Source organism: Streptomyces sp. NBC_01214, from assembly GCF_026340975.1.
GTDB lineage: Bacteria > Actinomycetota > Actinomycetes > Streptomycetales > Streptomycetaceae > Streptomyces.
This window is the reverse complement of sequence record NZ_JAPEOS010000001.1, coordinates 5,174,821-5,201,560: the sequence shown is the minus strand read 5'-3', so window position 1 is coordinate 5,201,560 and position 26,740 is coordinate 5,174,821. Positions and strand designations below refer to the sequence as shown.

Annotated in this window: 26 protein-coding genes, 2 pseudogenes and 1 riboswitch; of the genes and pseudogenes, 12 read left to right on the top strand and 16 right to left on the bottom strand. The window is 69.0% G+C overall.

All coding sequences use genetic code 11. The annotated features are described in order from the left end of the window. Nucleotides 1-149: 149 nt before the first annotated feature. The 5 genes from OG594_RS24475 to OG594_RS24455 all read right to left on the bottom strand — a co-directional run bounded on the left by OG594_RS24475 (nucleotide 150) and on the right by OG594_RS24455 (nucleotide 4,785). Complete coding sequence (locus OG594_RS24475) at nucleotides 150-815, bottom strand: hypothetical protein (protein WP_266602419.1); 666 nt, start codon at nucleotides 813-815, stop codon at nucleotides 150-152. A 294-nt stretch (nucleotides 816-1,109) separates the two neighbouring features. Continuing rightward, nucleotides 1,110-1,334, bottom strand: a complete 225-nt coding sequence (locus OG594_RS24470) for a hypothetical protein (RefSeq protein WP_266602417.1) — start codon at nucleotides 1,332-1,334, stop codon at nucleotides 1,110-1,112. A gap of 272 nt (nucleotides 1,335-1,606) precedes the next feature. Continuing rightward, nucleotides 1,607-2,809 carry an IS110 family transposase gene (locus tag OG594_RS24465; protein ID WP_266602058.1) on the bottom strand — a complete coding sequence of 401 codons (1,203 nt, stop codon included), beginning with the start codon at nucleotides 2,807-2,809 and terminating at the stop codon, nucleotides 1,607-1,609. 423 nt (nucleotides 2,810-3,232) lie between these two features. Continuing rightward, nucleotides 3,233-3,706, bottom strand: a complete 474-nt coding sequence (locus OG594_RS24460) for a hypothetical protein (RefSeq protein ID WP_266602415.1) — start codon at nucleotides 3,704-3,706, stop codon at nucleotides 3,233-3,235. A 131-nt stretch (nucleotides 3,707-3,837) separates the two neighbouring features. Next, entirely contained in the window at nucleotides 3,838-4,785 is a 948-nt protein-coding gene (locus OG594_RS24455; protein ID WP_266602413.1) for an ETEC_3214 domain-containing protein, read from the bottom strand. A 775-nt stretch (nucleotides 4,786-5,560) separates the two neighbouring features. Next, a riboswitch (SAM riboswitch) is annotated at nucleotides 5,561-5,673 on the bottom strand. Nucleotides 5,674-5,858: 185 nt separating this feature from the next. Here OG594_RS24455 and OG594_RS24450 point away from each other — a divergent pair. Genes OG594_RS24450 through OG594_RS24435 form a run of 4 tightly spaced genes read left to right on the top strand, consistent with a single transcriptional unit; the run spans nucleotide 5,859 to nucleotide 11,806 of the window. Next, a complete protein-coding gene (locus OG594_RS24450) occupies nucleotides 5,859-7,385 on the top strand; it encodes an integrase (protein WP_266602411.1) in 1,527 nt (508 codons plus the stop codon). Beyond that, a complete protein-coding gene (locus OG594_RS24445) occupies nucleotides 7,382-9,250 on the top strand; it encodes a hypothetical protein (RefSeq protein ID WP_266602409.1) in 1,869 nt (622 codons plus the stop codon). Before OG594_RS24450 ends, OG594_RS24445 begins: the two co-directional genes overlap by 4 nt. Beyond that, nucleotides 9,247-11,409 (top strand): hypothetical protein, encoded by a 2,163-nt coding sequence (locus tag OG594_RS24440; protein WP_266602407.1) that lies wholly within the window; start codon nucleotides 9,247-9,249, stop codon nucleotides 11,407-11,409. Before OG594_RS24445 ends, OG594_RS24440 begins: the two co-directional genes overlap by 4 nt. After that, a complete protein-coding gene (locus OG594_RS24435; protein ID WP_266602400.1) occupies nucleotides 11,402-11,806 on the top strand; it encodes a hypothetical protein in 405 nt (134 codons plus the stop codon). Before OG594_RS24440 ends, OG594_RS24435 begins: the two co-directional genes overlap by 8 nt. A gap of 48 nt (nucleotides 11,807-11,854) precedes the next feature. On the opposite strand, the gene OG594_RS24430 is transcribed toward OG594_RS24435, so the two are convergent. Then, nucleotides 11,855-12,484 carry a class I SAM-dependent methyltransferase gene (locus OG594_RS24430; RefSeq protein ID WP_266602398.1) on the bottom strand — a complete coding sequence of 210 codons (630 nt, stop codon included), beginning with the start codon at nucleotides 12,482-12,484 and terminating at the stop codon, nucleotides 11,855-11,857. A 54-nt stretch (nucleotides 12,485-12,538) separates the two neighbouring features. Between OG594_RS24430 and OG594_RS24425 the strand changes: the two are divergent. Together OG594_RS24425 and OG594_RS24420 are read left to right on the top strand one after the other, a co-directional pair. After that, a pseudogene (locus OG594_RS24425) lies at nucleotides 12,539-12,706 on the top strand (transposase); the annotation flags it as partial. Between the two features lie 38 nt (nucleotides 12,707-12,744). Further along, nucleotides 12,745-12,876 carry a hypothetical protein gene (locus OG594_RS24420; protein ID WP_266602396.1) on the top strand — a complete coding sequence of 44 codons (132 nt, stop codon included), beginning with the start codon at nucleotides 12,745-12,747 and terminating at the stop codon, nucleotides 12,874-12,876. Between the two features lie 93 nt (nucleotides 12,877-12,969). Here the strand turns inward: OG594_RS24420 and OG594_RS24415 are convergent, their stop codons facing one another. The 3 genes from OG594_RS24415 to OG594_RS24405 all read right to left on the bottom strand — a co-directional run bounded on the left by OG594_RS24415 (nucleotide 12,970) and on the right by OG594_RS24405 (nucleotide 15,698). Next, complete coding sequence (locus OG594_RS24415) at nucleotides 12,970-13,125, bottom strand: hypothetical protein (protein ID WP_266602394.1); 156 nt, start codon at nucleotides 13,123-13,125, stop codon at nucleotides 12,970-12,972. After that, the gene (locus OG594_RS24410) at nucleotides 13,122-13,280 is read right to left on the bottom strand and encodes a hypothetical protein (protein ID WP_266602392.1); all 159 of its coding nucleotides are present in this window, start codon (nucleotides 13,278-13,280) and stop codon (nucleotides 13,122-13,124) included. The genes OG594_RS24415 and OG594_RS24410 overlap by 4 nt, the downstream gene beginning before the upstream one ends. A gap of 345 nt (nucleotides 13,281-13,625) precedes the next feature. Next, on the bottom strand, nucleotides 13,626-15,698 hold the full coding sequence (locus tag OG594_RS24405; RefSeq protein ID WP_266602390.1) for a PQQ-binding-like beta-propeller repeat protein: 2,073 nt from the start codon (nucleotides 15,696-15,698) through the stop codon (nucleotides 13,626-13,628). A gap of 425 nt (nucleotides 15,699-16,123) precedes the next feature. Between OG594_RS24405 and OG594_RS24400 the strand changes: the two are divergent. The 4 genes and pseudogenes from OG594_RS24400 to OG594_RS24385 all read left to right on the top strand — a co-directional run bounded on the left by OG594_RS24400 (nucleotide 16,124) and on the right by OG594_RS24385 (nucleotide 18,601). Further along, a pseudogene (locus OG594_RS24400) lies at nucleotides 16,124-16,978 on the top strand (IS5 family transposase). A gap of 375 nt (nucleotides 16,979-17,353) precedes the next feature. Then, entirely contained in the window at nucleotides 17,354-17,848 is a 495-nt protein-coding gene (locus OG594_RS24395) for a transposase (RefSeq protein ID WP_266602388.1), read from the top strand. Between the two features lie 61 nt (nucleotides 17,849-17,909). Beyond that, entirely contained in the window at nucleotides 17,910-18,377 is a 468-nt protein-coding gene (locus tag OG594_RS24390) for an HIT family protein (protein WP_266602386.1), read from the top strand. Between the two features lie 77 nt (nucleotides 18,378-18,454). Further along, the gene (locus OG594_RS24385; protein WP_266602384.1) at nucleotides 18,455-18,601 is read left to right on the top strand and encodes a hypothetical protein; all 147 of its coding nucleotides are present in this window, start codon (nucleotides 18,455-18,457) and stop codon (nucleotides 18,599-18,601) included. Between the two features lie 235 nt (nucleotides 18,602-18,836). Here the strand turns inward: OG594_RS24385 and OG594_RS24380 are convergent, their stop codons facing one another. Both OG594_RS24380 and OG594_RS24375 read right to left on the bottom strand, forming a co-directional pair. Beyond that, the gene (locus tag OG594_RS24380; RefSeq protein WP_266602382.1) at nucleotides 18,837-19,196 is read right to left on the bottom strand and encodes a hypothetical protein; all 360 of its coding nucleotides are present in this window, start codon (nucleotides 19,194-19,196) and stop codon (nucleotides 18,837-18,839) included. A gap of 271 nt (nucleotides 19,197-19,467) precedes the next feature. After that, nucleotides 19,468-20,409 (bottom strand): helix-turn-helix domain-containing protein, encoded by a 942-nt coding sequence (locus OG594_RS24375; protein ID WP_266602380.1) that lies wholly within the window; start codon nucleotides 20,407-20,409, stop codon nucleotides 19,468-19,470. Between the two features lie 181 nt (nucleotides 20,410-20,590). On the opposite strand from OG594_RS24375, the gene OG594_RS24370 reads away from it, so the two are divergent. Together OG594_RS24370 and OG594_RS24365 are read left to right on the top strand one after the other, a co-directional pair. Continuing rightward, nucleotides 20,591-21,331 (top strand): SDR family oxidoreductase, encoded by a 741-nt coding sequence (locus OG594_RS24370; RefSeq protein ID WP_266602378.1) that lies wholly within the window; start codon nucleotides 20,591-20,593, stop codon nucleotides 21,329-21,331. Nucleotides 21,332-21,576: 245 nt separating this feature from the next. Beyond that, nucleotides 21,577-22,329, top strand: a complete 753-nt coding sequence (locus OG594_RS24365) for a glucose 1-dehydrogenase (protein ID WP_266602376.1) — start codon at nucleotides 21,577-21,579, stop codon at nucleotides 22,327-22,329. A gap of 430 nt (nucleotides 22,330-22,759) precedes the next feature. On the opposite strand, the gene OG594_RS24360 is transcribed toward OG594_RS24365, so the two are convergent. The 5 genes from OG594_RS24360 to OG594_RS24340 all read right to left on the bottom strand — a co-directional run bounded on the left by OG594_RS24360 (nucleotide 22,760) and on the right by OG594_RS24340 (nucleotide 26,721). Next, nucleotides 22,760-22,909: a hypothetical protein gene (locus OG594_RS24360; RefSeq protein ID WP_266602374.1), complete on the bottom strand. Its 150-nt coding sequence runs from the start codon at nucleotides 22,907-22,909 to the stop codon at nucleotides 22,760-22,762. Between the two features lie 140 nt (nucleotides 22,910-23,049). Continuing rightward, a complete protein-coding gene (locus OG594_RS24355; protein WP_266602372.1) occupies nucleotides 23,050-23,175 on the bottom strand; it encodes a hypothetical protein in 126 nt (41 codons plus the stop codon). A gap of 226 nt (nucleotides 23,176-23,401) precedes the next feature. Next, a complete protein-coding gene (locus OG594_RS24350) occupies nucleotides 23,402-24,784 on the bottom strand; it encodes an MFS transporter (protein ID WP_266602370.1) in 1,383 nt (460 codons plus the stop codon). After that, nucleotides 24,781-25,377, bottom strand: coding sequence for a hypothetical protein (locus OG594_RS24345; RefSeq protein ID WP_266602368.1), 597 nt, complete (start codon nucleotides 25,375-25,377; stop codon nucleotides 24,781-24,783). The genes OG594_RS24350 and OG594_RS24345 overlap by 4 nt, the downstream gene beginning before the upstream one ends. Before the next feature lie 576 nt (nucleotides 25,378-25,953). Then, nucleotides 25,954-26,721: a transposase gene (locus tag OG594_RS24340; protein WP_266602243.1), complete on the bottom strand. Its 768-nt coding sequence runs from the start codon at nucleotides 26,719-26,721 to the stop codon at nucleotides 25,954-25,956. Nucleotides 26,722-26,740 lie beyond the last annotated feature (19 nt).

The window sequence follows — 26,740 nt, the reverse complement described above, 5'->3', positions numbered from 1 at the left end:
TGCGGACCGGCGGATTCCGCCCCGCACCCACCCCATCAGGCGACGACAGAGCAGCTCAAAGACTCACGAACCACCCTCTGAAGTGTTGCCGCAAAGGGGACCCAGCCCAAAGCCGCCTGCCTGGTTCACTCATGTGGAGGGCCCGGGGGTCACCAGTCGACGTGCGCAGTGATCCATCTGGCCAGGCCGTCTTCGTCCTCTTCGCGCGGCAGGTCAGGACCGCAGCTGAGTGGCGTGTAGGACAATTGAAGGTGGGTGAGGTAGCCGTAAGGGCCGTTGTCTGCCGCCGGTCCGAGTACCAGCGCGTGGGTGCGGGTGCGCCAGATGCGGTGCGTCAGCGCAGGACCTGTGACCACCGTTGCGGACGACAAAATCGTGCGCTCTGGCGCTGATTCGAGGTACTCGGTCACAGCCCGCGCCGCCTGCGCAAGGACGTGCTCGCAGTCCTGATCGGTGCCCGTTCGGCAGCCACTCCATCCAGCCTGCTTCTGCCAGTCGTCCATGAGACCGTACAGCCACGGTCCGTTCGTCACGCTCTCGTCGTCCGGGTCGACGGGGTAAACCTCGCCGAAAACCAGGAAATGCCGAGCCTCTGCCTGCCCAAACGGATTGCGGCCCTCAGTGCACAACACATGCCCGTACCCGGTGCGGAAAGAGTCACAGACCAGGTCATGCTCCCAGCTCCATCCCCGTTGCAGAACCACCGCGTCGACATCGTCCTCGTGAATGTTCAGCTCAGCCGGCAGAGCGACGAGCTCGGCGACAGCCGCCGCAGTCAACGGCCGGTGAGCAAAGGCATGTACGGGTATCGGCACGCGACCCACTCTAGAAGCCTCCCGGGCCACGCTCCCGGGGCCGTCTAGGGGTTTGGGGCGGCCCGGTGCGGGTGGGAAGGCTGCTACGCCGGGTGTGCCCCGCTTCTGCTCGTCGTTCGTATGCCGGTGCGGTACGGCGCAGGGCCCGGCCGGTGTGGCTACCGGGCGGCCGGGTCCTGCTTGCTCGGGACAACCCGTCGTCCGGTCTTCCCCATCCGGACTGTCACACGCCGGGGTGCCTTGTGTCGCGGCGGGGTGCGGCGGGTGGGTGACCCAGCCACCGGTACGGCGACGTCAGCGGGCCGAGCCGGTACCCGAGCCGCCTTCGGCGTCGACGCGCACCCCCAGGAGCGCGATGAAGAGCGCGCCCGCAGTTGCGAGCCAACGCAGCCGCCGAAACGTTCCCGCGGCCTTCAGTCCCTCGCGGAGCTCGCTCTTCTCCACGCTGCCCGTGAACCGCAGGACGACCTCGCCCGTGACCTGGGCCTGCTGCGGCTGTCTTATGTTGATGTCTTCCACAGGCGCGGAGCATAACGCTCCGCCACCGGGCCCCCCTCGTCGGCCGTCTCCTTGTCCGTCGCCCTGAAGGTCCGCCCGACCGCGGCCAGCCGTGCGGCGGCGCGGGACGGGTCGGTGCAGCGGATTCCGCCGCCGGGTCCAGTCGTCACCACCCCGTATGCGGTTCCCGTACCGGGGCAACGACCGATCCACCGCAGCAGCACCGCTCCCGGACCCGGAATCGGGGCCAGCCCGGCCCCGGCTCGCGCGGGGGGGTGCCCCTATGGGTTTAGTCAAGCTGATGGGGCGGGTTGGGGTTCGTAGAAGGTGCCGTCGCGGAGCATCGCGAAGAGCACGTCGGCTCGTCGTCTCGCGAGGCAGAGGAGTGCTTGGGTGTGGTGCTTGCCCTGGTTGATCTTCTTGTCGTAGTAGGCCCTGGAGACCGGGTCGGCCAGGGCGGCGAACGCGGAGAGGAAGAAGGCCCGTTTGAGCTGCTTGTTTCCTCTCCGGGACGGTTGCTCACCACGGATCGACGAGCCCGAGCTGCGGGTCGCTGGGGCAAGGCCGGCGTAGGCGGCGAGGTGGGCGGCGGACGGGAACGAACTGCCGTCGCCGACGTCGATGAGGATGCGGGCTCCGGTCCTGACGCCGATCCCCGGCATGGACGTCAGGACCTTGGAAAGAGGGTGGTTCTCCAGCAGTTCCTCGATCCGGGCGGCGAGGAGTTTGCGCTGGTCAAGAACTGCCTGGAGGGAGCCCGCGAGGCTGGGAACGATCAATGCGGCCGCGTCGGTGCCCGGGACGACGACGGTCTGCTCGTCCAGGGCCGTGAAGATGTCATCGACGAGACGCTCGGCCATCCGCGGGGCCTTCGGACGGATCAGTGTCACGAGCCGACGCCGTCCGGCCTTGCGTATCTGGGCGGGCGAGCCGAACTGGTCGAGCAGCCTGAGCACGGCCGGGTGCTGCACTCGCGGCCCCAGGACGCGTTCCAGCGACGGATGGATCTGCGTCAGCAGGCCGCGCAGGCGGTTGCTGATGCGGGTGGCTTCGCCAGCCAGGTCGTCGTCGAAGCCGACGATCATCTCCAGCTCGGCGATGGTCTCGTCCTCGAGATCGACCGAGCGGAGCGTGTGCGGCATGACGCGGGCGGCGTCCGCGATGACGAACGCGTCGCGGGCATCGGTCTTGGCCTCACCTGGGTAGAGGTCGGCGATCCGCCGCATGGTCAGTCCGGGCAGGTAGGCGACCGGGCAGCCCATGTCCCGGGCGACCGCCAGCGGCAGGGCACCGATGGAGGCCGGCTGGTCGACGACCACGAGCACGGTCCCGTGCTTGGCCTGTAGCTTGCCGAACACCTCGCGGAGCTTGGGTTCGCTGTTGGGCAGCCGCTTGTCGAAGGCCTTCTTCCCGGCCGGGGTGACGGCGGTGGCGTGGTGTTCGCCCTTGCCGACGTCCAGGCCCAGGAAAGCGCCGATGCCACTCGTGTCGATCACGTGCGTCCTCCGGTCGTCCCCACCGCCCGGCCGTCCCACGGCACCGATCGCCACATCCACATTACGAAGAGCCTCCCAAGCTCCCGAAGGAAGCCGGTGGTCATGCCCCTAATCAGCGGTCTGTCGATGCCTCCGGGCCGGTGACACCACCCCCCAGGCCATACGTTCAACAGGGGGGAGCAGTCATGCCGGACCCGGAGGCCGGGCACCCCATTGCGGGGCCACCAAGAAGGTAATGGGGGTGGCCTCCAGGTTCGGTGGCCGCGGCCAGGGCGCGCGTGGAGGGTCGACCCCGACACCGAGACTTGCAGGCTGTTCGGGGCGACGGGCGCCGCTGGCGTCTGCGTGCCTCGTCCGTGGAAGGCGTCAACCAGGCGGTTCCACAGGGAGCCGCCCGGCCGGGCCGTTGCGATGACCTCACGGTCAGAGCTGGCTCTGCAACTGCGGGAGCTCTCGCAGGGCGGCGGGCAGCTCGTTGATCCCGCGCTGCAGATACCAGGCCCGGGACCAGCGCAGAACGACGCCGCGGCGAAGGCGCCACTGGTCGCAGAACTGGGACAGGACGTCGTCGCAAAAGTCCTCCCGGAGCTGCGCCAGCACCTCGTCCTCCGGATAGGTTGCATAGCCGATGCCACACTTGTCCGGGTCGCCGAGGTCGAGCGCGTCGGCGAGGATCACCGCGGCCGCCGCGCTGGTGCCGCCGCCGTTGTAGCCCCAGCCGAAGCCGCCGTGCTCCGGCTCAGCCAGCTCACGCAGCACCGTCACGTCCTGCCGCTCGGTGGGACCGAACTCGGCCTCCTCGACCAGGATCCGGGCGGGCTGCCACTCCTTCCCGTCACTCCTGTTGCTCTCCGGGCCGTCCTGGATCCCGTGGTACGTCCAGTCCTGGTACGTCATGCCTCTCCCCTGGTCGTTGCGGCAGAACCTCCACAGCCTGCCGCAGCTGACTGACGGCGGACAGGGCCTGACCGGCCAGCCGGAGGCGGGAACGATTCGGGCACGCGTTCCTGGCCGATTTGCCGGAGCCCTCAGCCGAGGCGCCATGCGGCTTGCTTGTCCAAGCGGTTGCGCCGGCGCTCCCACCGCCAGTCCCGGACGTGGAGACGGGCACGGGTAAACCGGCTGTCGAACACGCGGTAGGACGGGTCGCTCAGCCGGACCATGTCCTGGTCGACGCCCAGTGACATGCCGAAGAACTCTCCCTTCTGGAGTTCCTCATAGAGCGCGATGCCACTGATGACGACGGTGTTGATTGGGGTCCTGGCCCGGTAGCTGTTCCGCTTATCGTCCGGCATCCGGTTGAGTTCGGTCTCGGAGTCGTTCCAGTCGAGCATGGGCGGGACGGGTTGGTAGCCGATGTCGTTGACTCCCACATACCAGTGGCGGTAGCCGCCCGGGTTGCCGAAGAAGTGTTCTTCCAGGTAGCCGTACCTGCGGTTCCCCTGCCACGCGCGGTGTTCCTCGGTGCGGTCGAGGTCGGCGAGGATCGACTTGCCGAGCCGGATCCGGGTGTTGCCGACGAGCACGCGGGGGCGGAACCACCAGCTGGTGGTGGTAATTCCGTACATCACCACCGCGTCTTTCTCGGACCACGTGACCAGGTAGCCCAGTTTTGAGAGCGGCCAGGTTCGCACGGTGATCTCCACGTCCCTGTCGTCCTTCTCGACTTCCCCCCTCGCCGTTGCCCTCCAGAAGCCTCCCCTGGCAGCCTTGGTCGACTCGGCGTCGGGGTCAGCGAGGCGCGTGCAGGTCATCGTGGACTGCCACTTCGGCTCACCGAGAAGGCCCTCCACGTAGTCGTGCCGAACGCCAGGAGCGATCTTGCGGAGCTGGGCAATCAGGTGCCGGCGGCGCCCGAGGGTGAGGCGCCACACCGCTGGTATCCACTTCACGACGGTCACGACGGCGACCAGCACGCCAGCCAGCTGCCAGAGGTTGAGGGTGGTGTTGTACCAGCGGTCAGGGTCGGGGTTCATCGTTGCAGGATGCCGTACTCCGGCCATCCCAGAACGGTGAGTTCGGGGGGTGGCCCGGATCCGGCAGCGCCAGGTCCGGTCGCGCGGAGAAGGACCCTGCCGCCACGGCGACCGTGCCCGCCCCGCGCCGGCGCGGCCGAGACGGCGCGGACTGGGGGCGGGCTACCAGGGGCATCCGTACCGGCGGTTGAGGTCGGCACGAGGACGGGTTCCGATTGGACCTGTCGGAGGTAACAGGCTGCGCGAGGCATGGCGCTTTGGCATCGAGCACCAGGTCCAGCTCACCGTGCTCAGCGCCGGCGGCCTGCTCGCCTTCGACGTCCAGCGCGCCGGATGGGAGCCGGAGCTGCTGCGCTCCCTGGACCGAGCCCTGCACCTCACACCCCTTTAGGCCTGTGAGACCCAACACCCCCGGCCGTCGTCGCAGGCCGGGGGTGTTCCCAGATCAACGATCACTGGGCCGTATCGGACCCCCCGTCTCCTTGGACCCGGTCGGGACTGGACCAGGACCGCCAGCAACGGTGGCCAAACCCACCGCAATTGCCACGAGCGCCGCACAAATCGCGACGGTCGCAGCGAAGGCCTTCGCTGCACGTCGGCAGCGGTCGGACCGGTGGGGAGCGGAGGAGTGAGGAAGCGCGGCTGCGATTACAGCGGCAATCAAACTCACTAGGAAGACGACCATGACGATCAAGAAGATGAGCGCCATGGAGGTGCCAGAAGGGGCGGAGGCCAGAGCAAGCATTCGACAATCCCGTGGTCATACGGCAGCACAAGCCGTCTCCTGACCACACGGCACACCCGTGCGGTCGGATATGACCCGGGGCATCCCCAACAAGGGGGATTGCCGGACGACGGGCCGGGACCTTGATTGTCGTCACTCCATCCTGGAGCCAGCCTACCCCGCCGCTTCCTGGCCGAACCAGGCGCAGAGACTGGGTTGCGGCGTTCCTCGCCGGACCCCGACAGGACGAGCCCGTCACCGTCGCGTTCGGTTGCGTCGGAGGTCTCTAGCCACAAGCGACTGTTGCTAGGAATTCAGTGACCGTGGGTGGCTGTACGTTTACTGATTGATGATCGGTGAACTTGAGGTGGAAGCGGGGCCGTTGGCGCGGTGGCAGGTGCATTGGTGCGACCCGCGGCGGGAGGTGCCGTGGTACGCGGCCGATCCGGTGCTGGCGGGCTTGCCGACCCTGGCGGAGTGGGCGCATGTGCACGGCACGCAGCCGGGACAGCCTGTTCTGCTGCGGTCCGATGGCTGGTCGGTGCCGGAGGTCAACGGGTTCTTCGCCTCGGCGCGGATGCGCAACGCGAGCGTGGGCACCCGGCGGAAGTACGCCTTCGCGGTGGCTGTCTGGTTGGGGTTCCTCGATGCGACCAGCCGGGCCTGGCACGACGCCGATGAGGAGGACGTCGCAGGGTTCAAGTTCTGGCGGATGACCGACGAGGCCAACGTCCGGCGGGTGGCTGGTGGGACGGTGCTGGACGACCTGGTCGCGATCAGCGCGTTCTACCGCTGGGCCGGGGTCCGGTTTGGAGTGAGCGATCCGGTGGCCCGGCGGCAGGTTCCCGGCCCTAACCCGGGCACGACCACGAAGTCGTTCGAGGCCGGGCCGCACCTCGTGCGTGGCAAGGACGTGAAGTGGCTGGACCCGGCCGGCTACGCCCGGTGGGTCGACGTCGGGCTGCGCGGGCTGGACCTGAGCGGTCGGGAGGTCGACGGATGGCGCGGGCGCAACAGTCAGCGCGACTGCGCGTTCGTCGACGGGCTCTACGGCACCGGGCTGCGGCTGAGCGAGTGGGCCAGTGTTTTGCGCCTGGAGCTGCCCGCCGACGATGAGGCCCGCACCTACTACACCTGCCGACTGGCGGCGGCCTGCGCCAAGGGCGGACGCGGCCGCCGGTTCTGGAAGCCGCGCAGCGTGCTGACCGACGTACTGGCCTATGAGGAGGGCGAACGCGCCGCCGCGGTCCGCCGCGCCCAGCGTGCCGGCCGCTACGAGCGGCAGCCGCGGCTGCTGCTCGTCGAGCGCATGTCGCGGCACCGACGGCTGGAGATGCGCGACGCCAAAGGCAACCAGATGGTCGCATCCTTGGACTCGCTGGACCCCAGCGCCCGCAAGCGGCTGTTTCGCCGGACCGCCGCCGGACTGGAACCACTGGCGGTCTGGCTGAACGAGGACGGCCTGCCGCGCGAGGCACACGGCTGGCAGCACACCTTCGACACCGCCAACGAGCGGGTCGTCCCCGCCGGACTGACCTCGTTCGAGGCGAACGCGCACATGATGCGGCACTCTTTCGCGCTGCGCTGGTACTCGGTCGGCCGGCTGCTCTACGAGCGGCAGGTCGCGCACCTGAACGCCGAGGAGGTACGCGACTTCCGCGCCCAGTTCGGCGACACCTGGTATCTGGTCAAGACGCTGCTGGGGCACGCCAACGTGACCACCACGATGGACATCTACCTGGAGCCCTTCCGTGACCTGGATGTCACGATGCTGATCGAGCACGCCCACGGCGTCGCGTTGTCGGCTCTGATGGCGTCGATGTTCGCGGCGCACCCGCAGGTCCTGTCCGATCCCCTCGCCGGAAAGCTGTCATGACCCGTGCTGCTGGGCGCCCGGCCGCGCTGCCGAAGCCCGGATACCAAGCGCCGCAACGGTTGTTCCTGGACGACGAGAAGTGCCTGGTCCGGTTTTTCCCGGAGCGCGGCGGCCCGGCGGTCGACTACGACTTCGCCGCCTTCCCGGTCGCCCGCGAGCTGGTGGTGTGGATGGCGACCGCGTTCGCAGGGTCGACCGCCCCGGCCGGGCGGCGCCGGACAACCTCTTCGGCCACGAGCGCCTTCGGGCTGCTACGCCGATTCGCCCAACACCTGGCCTCGCTGAACCGCCCGCCCGTCAGTCCGGCGCAGCTTCGAGCCGCGCACCTGGAAAGCTTCATGCTGGCCAGGCTCGGCACACCGAACCTGAACCGGGAGCTGCCGACGCTGCGCTCGGTGCTTCGGTTCGCACCCGACGGTGCCGGGCAGGACTTCCTGGCGCGGCTGGCCCGCAAGGGCCTGGAGCGCAATTCGACGCCCGCCGCCAGCTACACAACGGCTGAGTTCGACCGCATCACCACCGCCGCGCGCACCCAGCTTCGGCGGGCCGCCGACCGGATCCTCGCCGGGCGGGAACTGCTGGCCCGCTGGCGGGCCGGACGGATCGACCGCGAAGCCGAACCGCGCGCCTGGAAGCACGGCGAACTGCTGGACCACGTGGACCGGCAAGGCGACGTCCCGCGCAAGGACACCCGCTGGGGTCGGCAGCCCGACCACCGCATCCGTCCATTCGGGGCCGGCCAACTGATGGCGGATCTCCACCTGACCTACTCCGACATCGGCGCGGCCGGGGTGCTGCTGCTCTGCCTGACCGGGCAGAACTACAGCACGATCTCCACAGCCTCGGCGACGCATCACCGTGCCGACGGACACACCGGGGCCACCGCGACCGCGGTGGTGGACCTGGTGAAGCCGCGCCGCGGCCGGGACCGAGCGCACATGCCGACCGCGTTCTCCGGCACCGCGCCCGGCGGACCGGGCCGCAGCCCCCACCGGCAGCACGACCTACACACGCCGTTCGGGGTCTACGCGCTGCTGGTCGATTTGGCCGGCCCGGCACGAGTACACATCGGGACGGACCAGCTCTTGGTCTTCCACTGCTCCAGCGGAGTAGACCGAGGTCGTGGCTTTCGAGCGGGCCTGCCCAAGTCGATTCTCGCCTTCTGGGGCCGTGACGTGGACCTGCGCACTGATGCACTCGGCGAGAACGGCCGCCCGATGCCCCTGGTGGTCGACAGCCGGCGGCTGCGGATGAGCTGGCTGGAACGCCACCAGCAGCCGGTCGCGCACACCGAGCGGACGCTGGCGAACGAGTACCTGGCGCGCAACCGCGGCAACCTCGCCGAATACCAGAAGGTCGTCGCGGCCGTGCTGGAAGACCAGCTCGCCGGCGCGAGGGCCGCGCAGGTCATGCGGGTGCTGACGGCCACCGACGTCGCCGAGGCCCGCCACTCGCCCGAGACCGTCGCCCGGCGCCACAGCCTGGACCCGGCCACCCTGAAGAAGCTGCTGGCCGGGGAGCTGGACACCGTACTGGGAGGCTGCACCGATCACGTGGCCAGCCCGCACAGCCCTGCGGGCGAGCCTTGCCGAGCCTCGTTCCTGCTCTGCCTGTCCTGCCCCTGCGCCCGCGCGACTCCGGCACACCTGCCGGTGCTTGTCGCAGTTCATGAAGGCCTTGAGGCCCGCAAGCAGGAGATGACACCGCTGCGCTGGGCCGAACGTTTCGCTGGACCCGTCGCGCAATTGGCCGACCTGCTCGCTGCCTTTCCCACCGCGATGATCGCCACGACCCGAGCTGAGCTCACCGCTGAGCAGCGCGCCCTGGCCGAGCGGTTCCTGACCCGAGGACTCGACCTGACATGAGCCGTCTGGACACCGCCCCGGCCACCTCTCCGGCTCCGCTGCCCGACCCCGGCACGCTCGTGCTGCTCAACCGGCCGTTGCGTCCCGGCACAGATCCCAGCACGCTGTCGGTGTTCGCCGACCAGCGCTGGCGCCTTTCGCCCGCCGTCTTCGAGGGCCATACCACCGCGTTCTCGATCGACTTCAGCCCCATCACCGCACCATTCCTGCCTACGGTGAAGACGCTCATCTGGTTGCTCCTCAACCACACCAGCGCCGGAGTTTCCACCTTCTACTTCCGCCCCCGCACGTTGGCGATCCCGACGATCACCGCCACGTTCCGCAACCTCCGGCTATTCACCGACTGGCTTCACGGACGCGGCCGGACATGCTTCGGTGAAGTGTCCCTGGCCGACCTCGACGACTACGCCGCGCACGTCAAAGCGGCCGAGTCCAGCCATGCCCTGCGCGAAGACCAGCTCTCGATCGTGAACCGGGTGTGGTCCTACCGCGACCTGCTGCCCGACGCCGACCGGCTACCGCAAACACCGCCCTGGCGCGGCGAGCGCATCCAGGACATCCTCCAGCAGCGCCGCGCCATCCGCGAAGAGAACCGGACGCCCCGTATCCACCCCGAGACGATGTCGGCGCTGCTGGGCTGGGCCCTGCGGTTCGTCGAGACCTTCGCAGCGGACATCACCGCGGCGTTCGACGAACACCTCGTGCTCAGCGAGCGCGGCGGCCGCAGCCGCAGGGGCCGGGACATCCCGCCGCCGCGGCGCCCGAAGGGTGCGCTGACCGACGACCTGCGGGTCTTGCTGGCCGGCTATCGCGAGCAGGGACGGCCGCTTCCCGGCTTCCGTGACAATGACGGAACGGTCCGGGTCAACCTCTCGCACCTGGCGAAAGTGCTCGACACCGCCCGCGGCGCGCTGGACGTCCCCAGCAACCGGGCCGTCTTCGCCGAGGCACGGCTGCCCGTCATCGAAGGTGCGCCGCTGGACACGCCGGTCACCGGGCGGTTGGACGGCAGGCCCTGGCACGGCGCGACCATCGACTACGCCGAGGCCGGTCCGCTGGCCCGGCACCTGAGCACGGCCTGCTTCATCGTGATCAGCTACCTGTCGGGGATGAGGTCAGGCGAAGCCCTCAGCCTCGAACGCGGCTGCGTCGAGCGAGACCACGCCCACGACCTGGTCCTGCTACGCGGCAGACATTGGAAAGGCGTCCGCGACGATGCCGGTGACAAGAGGCCCGAGGGCGAGATCCGGACCGACCCGTGGGTCGTCACCGAGGTCGTCGCCACCGCCGTCACCGTCCTGGAACGGCTGCACACGAGCACCTGGCTGTTCCCGGCGACGTTGTTCACCGACGGCCGCGACGGCGCGGCCATGCTGCGCAGCCGCGTCGGCGGCTCCCGGTCGGAGACCCGGATCAACAACGATCTCGCCGAGTTCCTGGCCTGGGTCCAGACCTACTGCACCGAGAACGGCCGCGGCGACGGCATCCCGCCCGACCCGGTCCACCCGGTCATCTTCTCCGGGCGCCTGCGCCGCACTCTGGCCTGGTTCATCGTCCGCCGGCCGCGGGGCCTGGTCGCCGCCGCCATCCAATACGGACACCTCCGCGTCCAGATGACCCTCGGCTACGCCGGCAGCTACGCCTCGGGCTTCCCCGACGACCTCGCGTTCGAGGACTGGCTGGCCCGACTGGACACCCTCGCCGACGCCCACCAGCGGCTGCGCGAAGGCGAGCAGATCAGCGGCCCAGCAGCCGAGACCTACCGCCACCGCGTCCAGGCCGCCACTCGCTTCGCCGGCCGAGTCCTGCGCACCAAGCAGCACGCCAACGCCATGCTCGCCAACCCCGACTTGCAGATCTTCCCCAGCAAGGGCATGACCTGCGTCCTTGACCCAAAGCGGGCAGCCTGCCGCCTCCGCAGCGAGGAGGACGGCACCCGCCGCACCCCCGACCTCGACGACTGCCGCCCGAACTGCGTCAACATCGCGCGAACCGATCGCGACATCGAACAGGTCCACGCTCAGATCGCCCAGCTACGGCCGATCGTCGACGACCCGCTGGCTCCCGCCTTCCGACACACCCGCGAACAGCACGAGCTCGACCGCCTGGAGCGCATCATCACCGCCCACGCCAACACCGGAGAACCCCACGATGACTGACCGCGATGCCGAACGCGACGCCATCACCGCGGCGATCCAGCGGTTGCTCGACGGCCGCCCGACCCGGTCCACCGGGGCGCTCACCACGCTGCAACTCGCCGCCGAGGCCGGCGTCAAGCGCTGGGTCCTGACACACAAGCATGTTGACCTGAAAGAAGAATTCGCCCGCCGAAAGACCGAGTCGAACGGCATCCCGCCCGCCTTCCAGCACCTCCACGCACGCGCCGTCGACGCCGAAGCCACCGCCCAAGCATTGCGGGAGGACAACGACCAGCTCCGCGAGCACGTCGCCGTCTATGCCCAGGTCATCCACGAACTCCGCACAGAGCTGGACCGGCACACCGACAACACCACCCGCCGCAGCCCTGTCCGGAGCCTGCCCACCAGCACCACCTGACGCGCGCGACGAGCGGATGGAGCCAGCCCGCCAGCCGGACGGATGGACCTATGGGCGGCGGGCCAGCAGGTGGGCGTCGAGAAAGCCCCGTTCGGAGGCCGGGTCGTGGAGCAGCCGAGCGAAAGGAACGAGTCCGGCATCGGTCAGCAGTTTGGCGAGGTGGTCCGCTGGCCAGCTGTAGGCAGGTGCAACTTTGTGGTCGAACTTGACCGGCTCCGGTCCGTCGGTCCCGAAGAAGGAGACCAGGAGTACGCCACCTGGCGCCAGGACGCGGACCTGCTCGGCGAGCAGCTCGGGCAGTTCCCCCGGTGGGGTGTGGATCATTGAGTAGTGGGCCAGTACGCCGCCGAGCACACCGTCCTCGATCGGCAAGGACTCCATCCGCGCCTCCTGGAAGCGCAGCGCCGGATGGGCCCGCCGGGCGTGGTCGATCATGCCGTGGGAAAGGTCGAGTCCGAAGGCTTCCAGGCCCAGTTCGTGCAGCATGGCCGTCAGATGTCCGGGCCCGCACCCAACGTCGGCTGCCCGCAGGTTGCCGGTCGCGCGCACCAGTTCGGCGAAGGTGCCGATTATGGCCCGGGCGAACGGCTGCGTCTCCAGCCGGTCTGCGAACAGCGATGCGTACAGCTCAACGACTCCGTCGTAGGCCGCTCTGGTCTTGTCCTGATGATTCGCCACAGGGAGGACCCTATAGCCGGTCCAATAATCGGTCTTGTGGCAGGTTGAGGGGAGGTGACGGACGCGGCGTGGGAGCGGATAGAGCCCCTGCTGCCGCAGGCGGACGGACGTGGCCGTCCATGGCGTGATCACCGACAGCAGGTGGTCAATGGTGTGTTGCGGCGGCTGCGGACCGGGGCTCCTTGGCGCGACCTGCCTCAGCGGTACGGGCCGTGGCAGACCGCACCATGATCGATTGCCGTCGGAAGCAACAGGTCGAAATGGGCGAGAGAACGGGCGGCCGGCACCGTGCCGCTACGGCGGCCGCCGTCCTCGCCCAGCGCTGCACCGACTGGGGGCTGAACGTGCTCCTGGTCCATCGGGACCTGGACAAGGACGTCGTCGAGCGCTGAATACGAGGACGCCCATCGGGCCCCGTCCGCCAGTCGCGGACGGGGCCTTTTGCGGTAGACGGCCTGGACCGCGCCCTGCGGGCTCCAGGCCGGTCACTGCTTGAGCAGCAGGTGCAGAAGGGTCACCACGCTGATGCCGACCAGGAGGGCGATGCCGACGGCCGGGTGCAGGAACGCGATGTAGGTCGCGAATCCGCCGACGATCAGAAGCATCGCCGTGCGCAGGTCGAGCCCGCTTCCGCTGTTCACCGGACACCCGCCTTCGGTGCGGAGGTGCGGCCGGAGAGCGGCTCGATCTCCCCCTTGGCGACCATGAGTTTGACGCGGGCCCGCAGCCGGCGCATGTGCCCTTCCACGGCCCGGGAGCTGATCCCCAGCTCGTCGCCGATCTCCTTGTGGGTCATCTCGGTCTCCCAGATGCACCCGCGGCTCGGCCTGGACCAGCGGGTGGGCGGCGCTGAAGAGGTTCCGTCGGTAGCTGCCCGACCAGTTCCTGAACGCGTCCCGGAAGGCGTACATGCAGGTCCCCAGGAAGTAGGTGCGCATCGTGGCGCCCTTGTTCGGGTTCCAGCGCCCGTCCCGGAGGTACTCCTCGGTGAAGGTCCTCACCGCGTACTCGACAGCGGTGTGGACGACCTCGTCGCGGAGGTCGCCGCGCCGCCTCAGCGTCTCGATCTCGAACCAGCGGCTGGGGACGATGATGTCGCGCTCACCGCAGTCATACGAGAACCGGGCCGTTGTCGTTGAGGTCAGGGGGCGGAGCCGTCGAAGGAGTAGATCTGGCCACCGGGGGCGGAGGCGATGATGATGTCGCCGAGGGTCAGTGGGGGCGGAGGGTTGGGCCTTGAGCCCGGGAACTGTGGGTCAGGAGGTGGTTTCTTGTGCCAGAGGAAGCTCCCGCTGAGCCGGTCTAGGGCGATTACCTTTCCGTCCGCGGTGGACAGATGGACGCGGTTGCCCTGGACCGTGGGCGGGGAGACCGACGTGGCGAGTGTTGGGTAGGACCATAGGAGCCTCTGCTCGCGCATTTCGTATGCGCTCACGACTCCGTCCCGGGTGATCGTGTAGGCCGTGCTCCCCGCGGCGCCCAGGAATGTGGCCGGCTCCCCGAGCCGGATGCTCTGGGTCGCTTCGCCCCTGTTGTCGAGCCGGAACACGCGGCTGGTGAGGTTGTTGGTTCCGGTGCTGTCCACGTAGAAGGCCCCATCCGGGTCGGCCGTGACGAAGCGGGTCCCTTCCGGGGCTTTGTATCTCCGGTGGATCGTCCCCGCAGAATCGACCTGGGCCACCTCCTGGTTGCCGGCCCCGTCATAGCGCACCATGTGGATGGCGGTGTCGGGCGCTGCCGGGAACTGGCGTTCGGCCCCCAGGCTCCACTCCTTCTCCATGTCCCAGAGCCGCTTGCCGTCAGCCGGGTCCCAGGCGTCGACACCCGCCCCGCCGGAACAGACCACCATCTCCTTGATGGCCATACACGAGTTCTCTGACGCTGCGCCGAGTTGCTTGCCCGGTTTCCCCGAGTCGACGGCGAAGGTGCGCAGAGCGTTGTCGTGGCGGGTGTTGTCCGACACGACGACGTGAGTGTCCGTGACTCCCATCATCTGGACCGAGCCGCTCAGGGGCTGGCGCCAGAGGGTCTTGCCCGTCAGTGGATCCAGCCCGGAAACCGATCCCTGCCCGGCGCACAGCAGAACGGAGGACTGGGAGACGCAGGCTGGTGCGTCGTTCTCCGGACGGTCCCCTGCCGGCTTCACCGCCCACGGCTGCCACCCCGCGAGTCGGATCGGCGCCGGACTCTGCAGGGAAGGGCGCGGCGAGGCCGAGTTCGGCGCGCTCTGCGACAGGGAGCCCCGCGGAGATTTCGAGTCGGAGTACGGCCACCACACGACGGCTGCAGCCACCAGCGCACCGGCCGCCACGACGGCTCCGGCGGCCAGAGCGGTCCGCCGTACCCGTAAGCGCCTCGTGGCGACGGCCGCTAGGGCCACCCGGGCGCGGCGCTCCCGGCGGGAGGACAGCAGAGTCAGCAGCGCGTCCGCGTCCGGGCGGCCGGCGGGGTCCTTGGCCAGGCAGGCGGTCACGACCGGGAGCAGGGATGCGGGCAGTCCTGTTAGGTCGGGGTCCTCGTGGACCACTTTCCAGGCGACCGCGTAGGGACTGTCTGCGTCGAAGGGGCCGTGCGCTGTGGCCGCGTGGACCAGCACCGCCCCCAGGGCGAAGACGTCCGCCGCCGGTCCCGCGTCACGGCCGCTCTGGAACTGCTCCGGTGCCATGAACGGCGGTGTCCCCATCAGCTCCCCGGCCTGGGTGAGCGCGGTGGCGTCGGGGATCCGCGAGATGCCGAAGTCGATGACGCGCGGGCCGTCCTCGGCGAGGAGGATGTTGCCCGGCTTGAAGTCCCGGTGAACGAGCCCGACCCGGTGGATGTCGCGCAGCGCCTCCGCCAAGCCCGAGCCGAGCTGCCAGACGGCGTCCGCAGTGAGTGGGCCAGACGCGGCGACCCTGGCTGCGAGACTGGGGCCGGGTACGTACTGGGTGGCCATCCACGGCACAGGCCCGGTGGTATCGGCGTCGAGCACGGGAGCGGTGAACGCGCCGCTGACCTGGCGAGCGGCAGCCACCTCGCGGGCGAAGCGTTCACGGAAACCGGGCCGCTCCGCGAGTTCCTCGCGGATCACCTTGACCGCAACGGCGCGGCCCGACGGCGAGTGCGCCAGGTACACCTCACCCATGCCGCCGGCGCCCAGCAGCTCGGATACCTCATAGTGGCCGAGCACGCGCACGCGCACGCCCGACTCGGACCCCTCGTCCTCGACACCCACCGGTTCCCCCGCCGTCGACCTGGTCGAGGCACACCCTAGTAACCAGGGCGACTGTTTGAGAACGGCACCCGGCAATGTGTGATCACCAGACCGGTATCAAGATCGCAGATCTACCGCCAAAACTCGGTCGGATCCTCCCCGAGGGCCGCGTACGCGCTGCTGTCCCCCCGAGACGGCCGCCCGCATCCGGACCGAGCTGTCCCCCGTCCTGGACCGGCCCGGGGCCCGCACCGGCATGCTCACCGTGTGCGCCCAGGTCCTTCAGGCCCAGGACCGCGTCGACTTCTACGCGGAGCTCGCCGACCCCGTGCGCGAGCACCTGGCCCACCTGTAGCGCCCGGTCCTGCCCGGTTGCCCCCGTTGGGCCTAAGAGGTCCTAACAGAAGCTGTTGATCATGTGACTTTCGGTCCGGCTGGTCGTTGGTCTGGCCGTGGGGAAACGTCAGTCGCGACCGTGGATCGTGTCGGATGAACTGTGGTCGCTCATCGAGCCGTTGCTGCCCGAGCCGGCGCCGAAACAGGCGGAGGGGCGCCCTCGGGTGCCGGACCGGCAGGCACTGTGCGGGATCCTGTTCGTCCTCCATACCGGAATCCAGTGGGAGTACCTGCCACAGGAGCTGGGCTTCGGATCCGGCATGACCTGCTGGCGGCGACTGGCCGCGTGGAACGCCGCCGGCGTGTGGGACCAACTACACCTGGTGCTCCTGGAGAAGCTGCGGGTCGCGAAGAAGCTGGACTGGTCGCGGGCGGTGATCGACTCCTCCCACGTCAGGGCCGCTCGACGGGGCCCAAAAGCGGACCCAGCCCGGTCGACCGAGCACGTCCGGGCAGCAAGCACCACCTCATCGTCGACGGCCAGGGCATCCCACTCGCCGCCTCACTGACCGGCGGCAACCGCAACGACGTCACCCAGGTGATACCCCTGCTGAAGAAGATCCCCTCCGTCGCCGGCCTGGTCGGAGACGCCACGCAACCGGCCTGACAGCCTCCTCGGAGACCGCGGCTACCACCACGACAAATACCACCGTCTCGTCTGGGCGCTCGGCATCAAACCAGTGATCGCCCGCCGCGGCGTTCCACACGGATCCGGCCTCGGAATCCACCGCTGGGTTGTCGAGCGGACCATCGCCTGGCTCCATGGCTTCCGCCGGCTCCGGATCCGATGGGAACGACGCAATGACATCCACGAAGCCTTCCTCGGCCCCGCCACCTGCCTCATCACCCACCGACACGCCCAACGCCTTTGTTGTCCCGCCCGAGGGCTTCCCCGCACCCGCTGATTGGGGCGACCCCGAGAACCGCCGCCGCCCCAAATGGCGCCGCAGCAACGCCCAGCAGTACGCCGACACCCGCACCCCCAGCCTGCCGCCCGCCGGCGCCGGCAACCGAGCCGGCTCCCGCCGTGGCACCTCCTACACCGGCGACCCCGCCTCGCCCTCGCCCGCCAGGTCCTCGCCGAACACCCCGACGAGCGCCCCGCCCGGCACATCGAGCGCCTCCACCAGCTCATGCCCGGATCCTCCGCCAGCACCTGGACCAAAATCCTCCAGGCCGCCCGCCGGCCCGAACAGGACTGACCCTGCCGACCTGCCCCCGACGCCTTCAAGCCCTACCTGGATGACCGCTGGAACCAAGGCTGCACGAACGCGTGGAGGGTGTGGGAGGAGATCGTTCCCCTCGGCTATCGGGGCAGCTACCAGCGGGTTCGCGCCTATCTCCGGGAGAAGAGGCTCTCACCAGACCCCGTCACGGCTCGGCCACCATCACCCCGCGTCGTCACAGGGTGGATCCTCCGCCGACCCGAGACCCTCACCGAGACGGAGCACCTTCAACTCAAAGCCGTTCTCGTCCACTGCCCTGAACCGGACGCCCTCACCGGCCACGTCCGCTCCTTCGGTCAGATACTCACTGAGCGCCAGGGCGAACGGCTGCCGCAGTGGCTCGACGCCGTCCGGTACGACAACCTCCCCGGCCTCCACACCCGCGCCGCAGGCATCGACCGTGACCGCGACGCCGTCATAGCTGGCCTTACCCTGCCCTGGAGCTCCGGCGCCGTCGAAGGCCACGTCAACCGAATCAAGATGCTCACACGCCAAATGTTCGGCCGAGCCGGCTTCCAACTCCTTCGGAAACGAGTTCTCCCGGCCTGATCGATGCCTGGTGACGAAGGCCGACAGGGGTTCACAGCGAAACAGTCCTACGATCTGGTTCATGACGACTCCCGACTGCTACACATGCAGCAAGGAAGTAGAGTTCGACGACCTTCCACCAAGGGAGTGCGTGGTCCATGACCAGCACTGGCGGGTAGCCCACGCCTTCAACACCGCAATGCCCGGCTGGCTAGTGCTGCTGCCTCGACGCCACGTTGCCGCAGTTCATGACCTCACCGATGCTGAGGCAGCTGCCCTAGGGATGTGGCAGGTCAAGCTCTCCCGCGCTCTCCGAAGCATGACTGGTTGCGCCAAGACCTACGTCGTCCAATTTGCCGAAGCCGAAGGCTTCGCACACGTGCACTTCCACATCGTTCCGCGCATGGCAGATCTGCAACCAGAGCATCGTGGGCCGGGCGTTTTCGAGCTGCTTCGGCGGCCCGAGCAGGAGCATGTATCGGCTGACCGGGCAGACCAAGTGGCCCAGTCAGTCCGAGCTCAACTTCAGGGGCACCCGAACTCTCAGTAAGCAGACCACGGAATGTGAGCCAGAACCCGTTCTCGTGAACAAAGCCAAACGAGACAACAGGCGCCCTGAGCCTCCTGATGCGGGGCGTCACCGGCCCGCTGTGGGCGGCCGACTACGTCAACGGCACCTGGCAGGAAGCCCGCACCGTCCCTCGCGCCGAACCGCAGACCGCACCCGCCGCCGCGTACCTCAACAACCAGCCGTATGTGATGTACCTCCGCTGACCCAGGTCTCGGCCACGGCGCCGCCTACGCCATCACCATCTGACACCCACCCCGCGCCGCGTCACCGAACCAGGCCCACCACCACCCGCGGCCACAGACCTCGGCGCCTGCGTAATGGCCGCCGGCAGCAGTGGCTCTGCAGCGACCTGGTCGCTAGCAACACGGTCGCTCGGCGGACCGGCCGTGTGTCCGGCCGGTCCGCCACCCGCCACGATGCGGGCGAAAGCGAGCCTGCCTACCTGGCCTGCGGGGCGTCGAAGCGCACCGAGCGGACTTCCAGGGTGTCCTTGGCCGGCTGGCCGTGTGCCTTCAGCCGCCAGTCGAGGCCCTGGCAGTTCGCGCCGAGGTAGACGGTCACGGCGGTGTCGGTGTCGTTGTGCGGGCCGTAGCCCGGCTGCTCCTCGTCATCGCCGACGGCGTAAAGGTTGATGCACTTGCCGCTGTGCGGGTCGTGGAGGGTGGCCTGGCGCTCCACGCCGAAGCCGTCGACGTACTTGTAGGTGAAGTTGCCCTGGGCGGCCTGGGCCGAGCCGGCCATCGACAGGACCAGAGCGAGCGCGCCAAGACCTGCGCCGAGGGTGGTGCGGAGCTTCATGACAGGGGAATCCCTTCCAGAGATGATCAAGAGTGATGCGGGCCCGACCTTAGAAGCCGGGCCCGGCGGCGAAACGATCCGCCCAACCCGACCCTCCCGCGCGCCCCGCCACCACCACCCGATCGGACCGGCATCGGCTACTTCGACGAGGTCCTGGGGGCGTAGACCGGTTCGTGGCCGGGGCCCGGAGGAGACGACGGTGGCTGCGGCTCCTCAGACCCCCGGCAGGGCGCCGGCTGTCGGTGCCGGTCTCCCTCGCGTCGACTCCGCGTCACCTGCCGCGCCCTGCCCCCTTGCCGGGCGCGGGCTGCAGCTGGTGGGCGGAGGCCTCGGCCGGGGCCCCATCGGCTCGGGTTCCGTCCCTGTGGGTGTTGCTCGCGGTCCAGTCGGCGAGCATGCGCAGGGCGTTTTCCGACGATGAGCCGGGTTCGACGGTGTAGAGGCCGAGGGTCTGGTCTGGCTCGCCGATGGGGGTGAAGGCTTCGAAGCCGAGGGTCAGGTCTCCGGCGAGGGGGTGGTGGTAGCGCTTGGAGCCGTACTTGGGCTGGTACACGTCGTGCTCCGACCACCACCGGCGAAAGTCCCTGTCGCCGGCGGACAGTTCGCCGACCAGCTGTGCCAGCCGGGGATCGCGCGGGTGGTGGCTGGCGTACAGGTGGAGCATGCCGACGTTTTCGCGGGCGGTCTCGGGCCAGTCGACGTAGAGGTCGCGGGCCTCGGGGGCGAGGAACATGTAGCGGGCCATGTTCCGCTCGCCGACCGGCAGGCCCTCCAAGTCGCGGTAGAGGGCGCGGGCCAGGTGGTTGACGGCCAGGATGTCCAGGCGGTTCCCGAGCAGCAGGGCCGGGACGTCGGTGATGTTCTCCAGCACCCGCAGCAGCCCGGGGCGGGCGCGCTGGGCTGTGGTCGTATCCGTCTGCTGCCCGGTGGGGTTGGCCAAGGCAAACAAATGATTACGTTCAGTGTCATTGAGTTGCAGTGCGTGAGCAACGGCGCTCAGGACGGCGGCGGAGACGGATGTGGTGCGTCCGCGTTCGAGCCGTACGTAGTAGTCCACGCTGACGCCGGCCAGCTGGGCGACTTCCTCGCGCCGCAGGCCGGGCACCCGGCGCGCACCAGGATACGGGGCAAGGCCGGCTTGTTCCGGGGTAAGGCGGGCCCGGCGCGTGCGCAGGAAGTCCCGGATATCGGTGTCCGGCACGGGCTGGCTCATGTTCTCAGGCTAGCCCTGTCAGCCGGCCCCGCCCCGTGTCCGTGAGGGGGGTACTGATGGACCCCCCGTAGGCCGAACCCCGGGACGAGGAGGGTTCTACCTGGGGTTCCGTCCGACTGGTGCTCTGGATGTGTCGCCCGGCCACAAGGGCCGGCACACCACCCCAGGAAGAAGCGCAGCCATGAACACCACCCCGTCCACCAACGCCAACCGCAAGATCGTCCTGGTGACCGGCGCGTCCGGCGGCATCGGCGAGGCGACCGCCCGCCACCTCGCCGCCGAAGGCCATCACGTCGTCCTCGGCGCCCGACGCACCGACCGCCTGGACGCCCTGGTCACCGAGGCCGGCCACCGCGCCGAGTCCGCGCAGCTGGACGTGACTGATCGCGCCAGCGTGGAGGCCTTCGCCTCCGGCGCGCTGGAGCGCCACGGCCGTGTCGATGTTCTGGTCAACAACGCCGGCATCATGCCGCTGGGCTTGATGGAGGAGCTGCGCGTCGACGAATGGGACCGGATGATCGACGTGAACCTGCGCGGTGTGCTGTACGGCATCGCGGCGGTCCTGCCCACCATGGGTGAGCGCCGGTCCGGGCACATCATCAACGTCGCCTCGACCGGAGGCCACCGCGTGGACCCGACCGGGGTCGTGTACTGCGCGACGAAGTTCGCCGTACGGGCGGTCTCCGACGGCCTGCGCCAGGAGACCACCGACGTCCGCGTCACCGTCGTCAGCCCCGGCCTGACCAAGACCGAGCTCACCCACTCCGGCGGCAACGACGCACAGCAGGACGCGGTGCGCTCCGCGCTCGACGCGGTCGGTATCGACTCCTCGGCCATCGCCCGGGCCATTGGCTACGCCATCGCCCAGCCGGATGACGTCAACGTCAACGAGGTCGTCGTCCAGGGCACAGCACAGCTCTGACGCCCTGCCGGGCGGACCGTGTGCTGGCACCGCCACGGCCCGGAAGCCGGCAGTGGCCACCACTGAACGAGCTCACCGGCTGAGCCGATTCCCTCCCCTGGCCATCGGCGGCACCTCGCCCCCACTCCAGCGCGAGGTGCCGTCGGCCACCGGGCCCGGCCGCCAGTGTCACCGGCTGATGCGGTGCTCCCGGCAACCACTCCCGTACAGGCATCACCCCACAACGACATGAAGGATCCAGAGAGATGAACCAGCAGTTTGCAGGCGCTTCGGCGCTCGTCACCGGCGGCGGCAGCAGGATCGGGCGGGCCTCCGCCCTGGCCCTGGCAGCCGAGGGGGCACTGGTGACGGTCGCCGGCCGCACCGCGGCGTCCCTGAAGGAGACCGTCCGTCTGATCGAGGCCTCCGGCGGCTCGGCCCGCTACGTGGTGGCCGACATCACCGACGAGGCGCAGGTGGAGAAGGCGGCCGATGCCGCCGTCGCGGACATCGGCCGCCTCGACATCGCGTTGAACAACGCAGGATACGACGGTGAGTACCAGCTCACCCGCGACTACTCCACCGAGATGCTTGACCGGATGATCGCCCTGAACGTGCGTGGGGTGTTCCTGTCGATGAAACGCGAGCTCCGGCACATGACGGCGCAGGGCTCCGGGGCGATCGTGAACATGTCCTCCGGTGCCGGTCTGATCGGGGTTCCCGGCTTCTCCGGATACGCGGCCACCAAGGCCGCCGAGATCGGCATGACCAAGAGCACGGCGGTCGAGGTGGCGCCCCACGGCATACGCGTCAACGCCGTGTGCCCCGGCCTGGTCGACACCCCTATGATCGCCGCCCTGGACGCGGACCAGCGCACGTCACTTGACGCCGCCCACCCCCTGGGACGGATCGCCCGCGCAGAGGAGATCGCCGACGCCGTGGTTTGGCTCTCTTCGGACAAGGCCAGCTTCGTCACCGGCATCGCGCTCCCCGTCGACGGCGGATACACCGTGCCCTAAACAGGGGCCCGACCCTGCACAAGCGTCTGTTCGAGCACCACAGCAGGGTGCTGTGCGAGCGCGGCACCGGCGCCGGCGCCGTTGATACCCCATCCCCAGGCGGTCAACGGCGCCACCCGCTACCACCAGGCCACTGGCCGCTCCCAACCGGGCGCGGCCAGTGGTCCAGCCAGTCGCATACTGCGGAAGGGGCTGGTCGCCCTGGACAGGGTGCTCACGGTGTAAGTCGCAGTAGACGCTGTCGATCTTGATGCCCGGTGCGGATTCCAGCGCCGCACCGCACCTACCCGCCCGATGACGGCGTGGAGTCCCTGACCGGCTTCGCGACCGGGACCGGGACAGAGCACGGGACCGAGAACCCGTTGAACGCCTCGGCCTTGTCGGTTGCTGCGGTCACCGGGCCCGCTGTGCAGGCGTTGACGAAGAAGAGTCAGGACCTCGGCGTGCCCTGGTCTCGAGCCGCCAGGTAGTGGCTCCAGCTGTCGTTGGCGTAGCGGGCCCAGCGGTTGGCAGTGCTGGGGTGCAGGCCGAACAGGTCAGCAATGACGATCGGCGGCAGGTCGGTAGCAGCTTCGATCATTGCGGTATTGCGTGCGGTGAGAACGGGGAGGCCGTGTGAGCGCAGGAGGGCGCCGGCGCCGAGGGGGTTGCGGGCGCGGCCCGGTGCCTGGCCGGGCAGATCGGCGTCGGCGAGGCTTGTCAGGTGGGAGTCGAGCCAGGTCAGAAGGCGATGGCGGTCCGGATCTCGGTGCCGTCGGCTTTGGCGGCGCCGACGGAGTAGCGGTTGCGGGTGGTGCGGCGGCGGACATCACGAAGGACGTGCCATTCGACAAAGGGCCTGATCACTGGCGACGCAGTTTGTCGCGTCGGATGAGGGGAGCTTGTCCGACGCGATCCACAACCTGGCGGGCCGGCGCCGCGGCCCGCCCCCGACTGGGCCGGATCGTGGTTGCCCGGGGACCGCCCAGTCCGGCAGGCATGCATGGCAGGACGGGGACGCCGTCGCCAATCTCGGCGCGGTGCGGTGCGGTGCTCAACTGTGGCCGACGAAGCGGCCAACCGGCGTGGGCCCTTACGGGGCGGGGGCGGGGTGCAGGGGGGTTGAGCCGAGGTTGTGCTGGTCTTGGGTGCCGAAGGTGGACCAGAAGGCTGCGGTGAGCAGGAGGAGCGTGCCGAAGACGAGGTAGACGGGCCTGCCTCCGAAGCGGTCGAAGAGGAAGCCGGTGGCGAGGATCGCCCCGGCACTGACGATGCGGATGACGGCGTCGAGGAGGCCGTGCCAGGTGCCGAGCAAGGCGGCGGGGGCGCGCAGCTGAACGAGGAGTCCGGCCGACCTGAGGTACACGGTGAAGCCGAGACCGAAGAGGATGAGGGCGCCCGCGAGGATCCACTGCGTCCCACCGAGCAGTGCCGCCGTGAGGGTGCCGGCGCCCGCGAGGGCGGTGGCCCAGCGGAGGCTGGAGTAGATGCCTTCCGGGCCGGCTTTCGCGACGACGAAGCCACCGATGATGGCTCCGATGGTGGAGAACGCCAGGAAGGAGCCGGCGCGGGCCGGCGACATGTCGAAGGTCTCCCTCATGAGGGAGAGCAGGGAAAGGATGACCGTCGAGAGGGCGAGCACGGTCAGGGCGTGGAAGGTGAGGAAGCGGCGCCAGGCCGGGCTGGTGGCAAGGGTCCGCGCCACCACGCGGCGGGACGGGAGGGGGGCAGGGGCAGGGGCAGGGGCGGGGGCGGGTTCTTCTTCGGGTGCAGCGCTGGCGGCCTTCACGCTGGTCGCGGCGTCAGGCCCCTGCGCGTGAACGGGCTTTGGCTGCACGGATCCCGGCTGCCGGGCCACGACGGCGATGAAGCCAGCGAAGACGGCTAGGGCGAGGACCTGGAGGCCAGCGGCGACGAGGAGGGCCTGGGACCCGGGGAGCAGGGCGATGACCAGGCCCGCCACGACCGGGGAGAGTAGTTCGGCGGCCGAGCGGATGGTTCCGCCGACGCCCTGCACCCGGACGAGGGTCTTGGCGTCGAGGATCCGCGGCAGGAGCACGAACAGGGCCATTTCCCCGATGTGGTGGACCAGGTCCACCGTGGCGGCCGCGACGACGATCGCCCACAGGTGGGAGGAGAGGAACGTGGAGCCGATGCCGATGCCGACGAACACGCCGATCTTGACGAGATAGGCCACGACCAGGACGGTCTTTGGGTTACCTCGGTCTAGCAGGGGGCCGGCCGCGATCGAGGCGACGACCTCCACGCCGTAGCCCACGCAGTACACCAGGCCGACCGTGCTGACCAGGCCGGAGAGGTCCAGGGCCAGGTTGGCGAACGCGATGTCGTAGATGCCCTCGCTCAGGGAACGGGACGTGACGAGCACCGCGAAGACCACGAGCAGCAGCGTCAGCCAGCGTGACGCGGTGGGGAGCACGGTGCGGCCGGTCTTCGGTTCTTGCTGGGTCGCGGTCACGGGTAGGCCAGCTCTCGGACGACGTTGCCCGCCAGAGCGGCACCCGGCGTGTCAAAGGTCGGCAGTAATCCGTCGGCGTGGACCGGGACGAAGAGCTCGGGCAGGCGCGTGCCGCGGGAGTCGTGGACCTCGTACTCCACCCGGTAGTGGAGCGTCCCCCTGCCCCGGGCCCGCATGAGCACACCCGGTTCGATGGTCAGGACGGCCCGCGAGTCCTGCGGGAAGGGGAGGATCTGGCTGGCCCCGAAGGTGGGAGAGTCCGCGCGGCGGTCGACGAGTTGGAGGTCCATCTCGGGATTGTCATACAGCAAGGGAGACAGCTTCAGAGTGAGATGGGGATGGGAGCTGAAATACTGCGGCCAGGATGCCGGAATGTCGTAAACCATGGTGTCGGCTAGCCCGTTCTCGACGTTGGAGCCGATGCCGTACGAGTCATCACGGATCGACTGGTACGAGCCGATCCCGGCGGTGACGGTGGCGAGTTCCGACGCGGGCAGAACAGGCTGCTGCCCGGCGAGGTCCCGGTCGATGAAGTAGCGGTGGAGCTCGCCGCCGATCTCGGCGGAGGCAACAACGCCCCAGGAACCCGCCACGAGATGCCCCTGAACTGACGTCACCATGTATGGCCGCCCGGGGCATAACAGCACCAGGATCCTCCCGCCCCGAAAGCGACCTCGGCGATGATGCCGCCGCGACAGCCGAACAAACGAGCCATCACACCTGCGCGAGCCGACGGTCCGGGCACGGCTCTCGCACCGGCGGGCTAAGGAGATCCTCAAGGGGAACTACCAGTCCCGAGGGCGGTTGACGACACAAGCTATGACGGGCCGCGGCCGGTCAACTGGACGATCACAAGGTGTACCTGATGGAGTAGAGAAAAGCCCCAGGCGCCGGTCGGGGGGCCTTTCTATTTACCCTAGCGCGTCGCTAGCGATGTGTCGTCTACCTCACCAAGGGCCAAATCAAAGTAGTGGAGGGCGCCCCACATGGTGGTGTGCAGAACCTTAATTGACGGGCGGTTGTCCACCAGCAACCGGAACAGCTCATCTCCTACGCAGACAAGGCAACCCGAGCTGTCGTCGTCCGGCCCATGTCGACGCCTAAGGGTTGTCCCGTAAATGATCTTTGAGTCGCCTGAGGCGAGGTCGGTCGCAGTGCGATCCGATCGCCTATCCGGCGAGGGCGAGGTTGTGCATGCGGGCGATACCGAGCATGGCGTGGTGGACGCCGTCGCCTTTGAGGCGGCAGTCGCGGAGGATCTTCCAGGTCTTCATGCGGGCGAAGACGTGCTCGACGCGGGCGCGAACCTGCTTGTGGGACTTGTTGTGCGCCTGCTTCCAGTCGGGCAGGTCTTCGCCTTTGCGGCGTCGGTGGGGCATGACGAGTCCGGTGCCGGGGTAGCCGCCGTCGGCGATCGTGAGTGTCCTGCCGACGGCAGCTTTGGCGCCGGATTCCTCCCACGCCTTGCAGTCGTTGCGGTTCCCGGCGAGCGGCCGGCCGACTACGACGACCAGGCGGCTGTCGGCGTCGATGACGATCTGGTGGCTCGTGGAGTACCGGTAGTTCTTGGACTGCTCGGCCACGGCGTGGTCTCGGGTGGGCACGAGAGTGCCGTCCACGATCAGCACGGTGTCCTTGGCGAACCGCTTGCGCGGCTGCAGGGCAAGCATCGGCCCGAGGTGGTCGATGATGCGGTCGGCCGCCGACTTCGAGACCCCGAAGAGTGGAGCGAGCTGGCGGATCGTCAAGTTCGTGCGCCAGTACGCCGCCACCAGCAGTGCCCGGTCCTCCAGCGGGAGACTCCACGGCCGGCCCTTGCGGACCGCGTCCGCACCCTCGCGCCGCAGCACGGTCACCAGCTTCCCGAAACAGCGCGGGCTCAACCCCGTGAACGGGGCTATCCAAGACGGCTCCGACGCCGTAATCACACCAGCCACACCAAGATCATCTCACCTG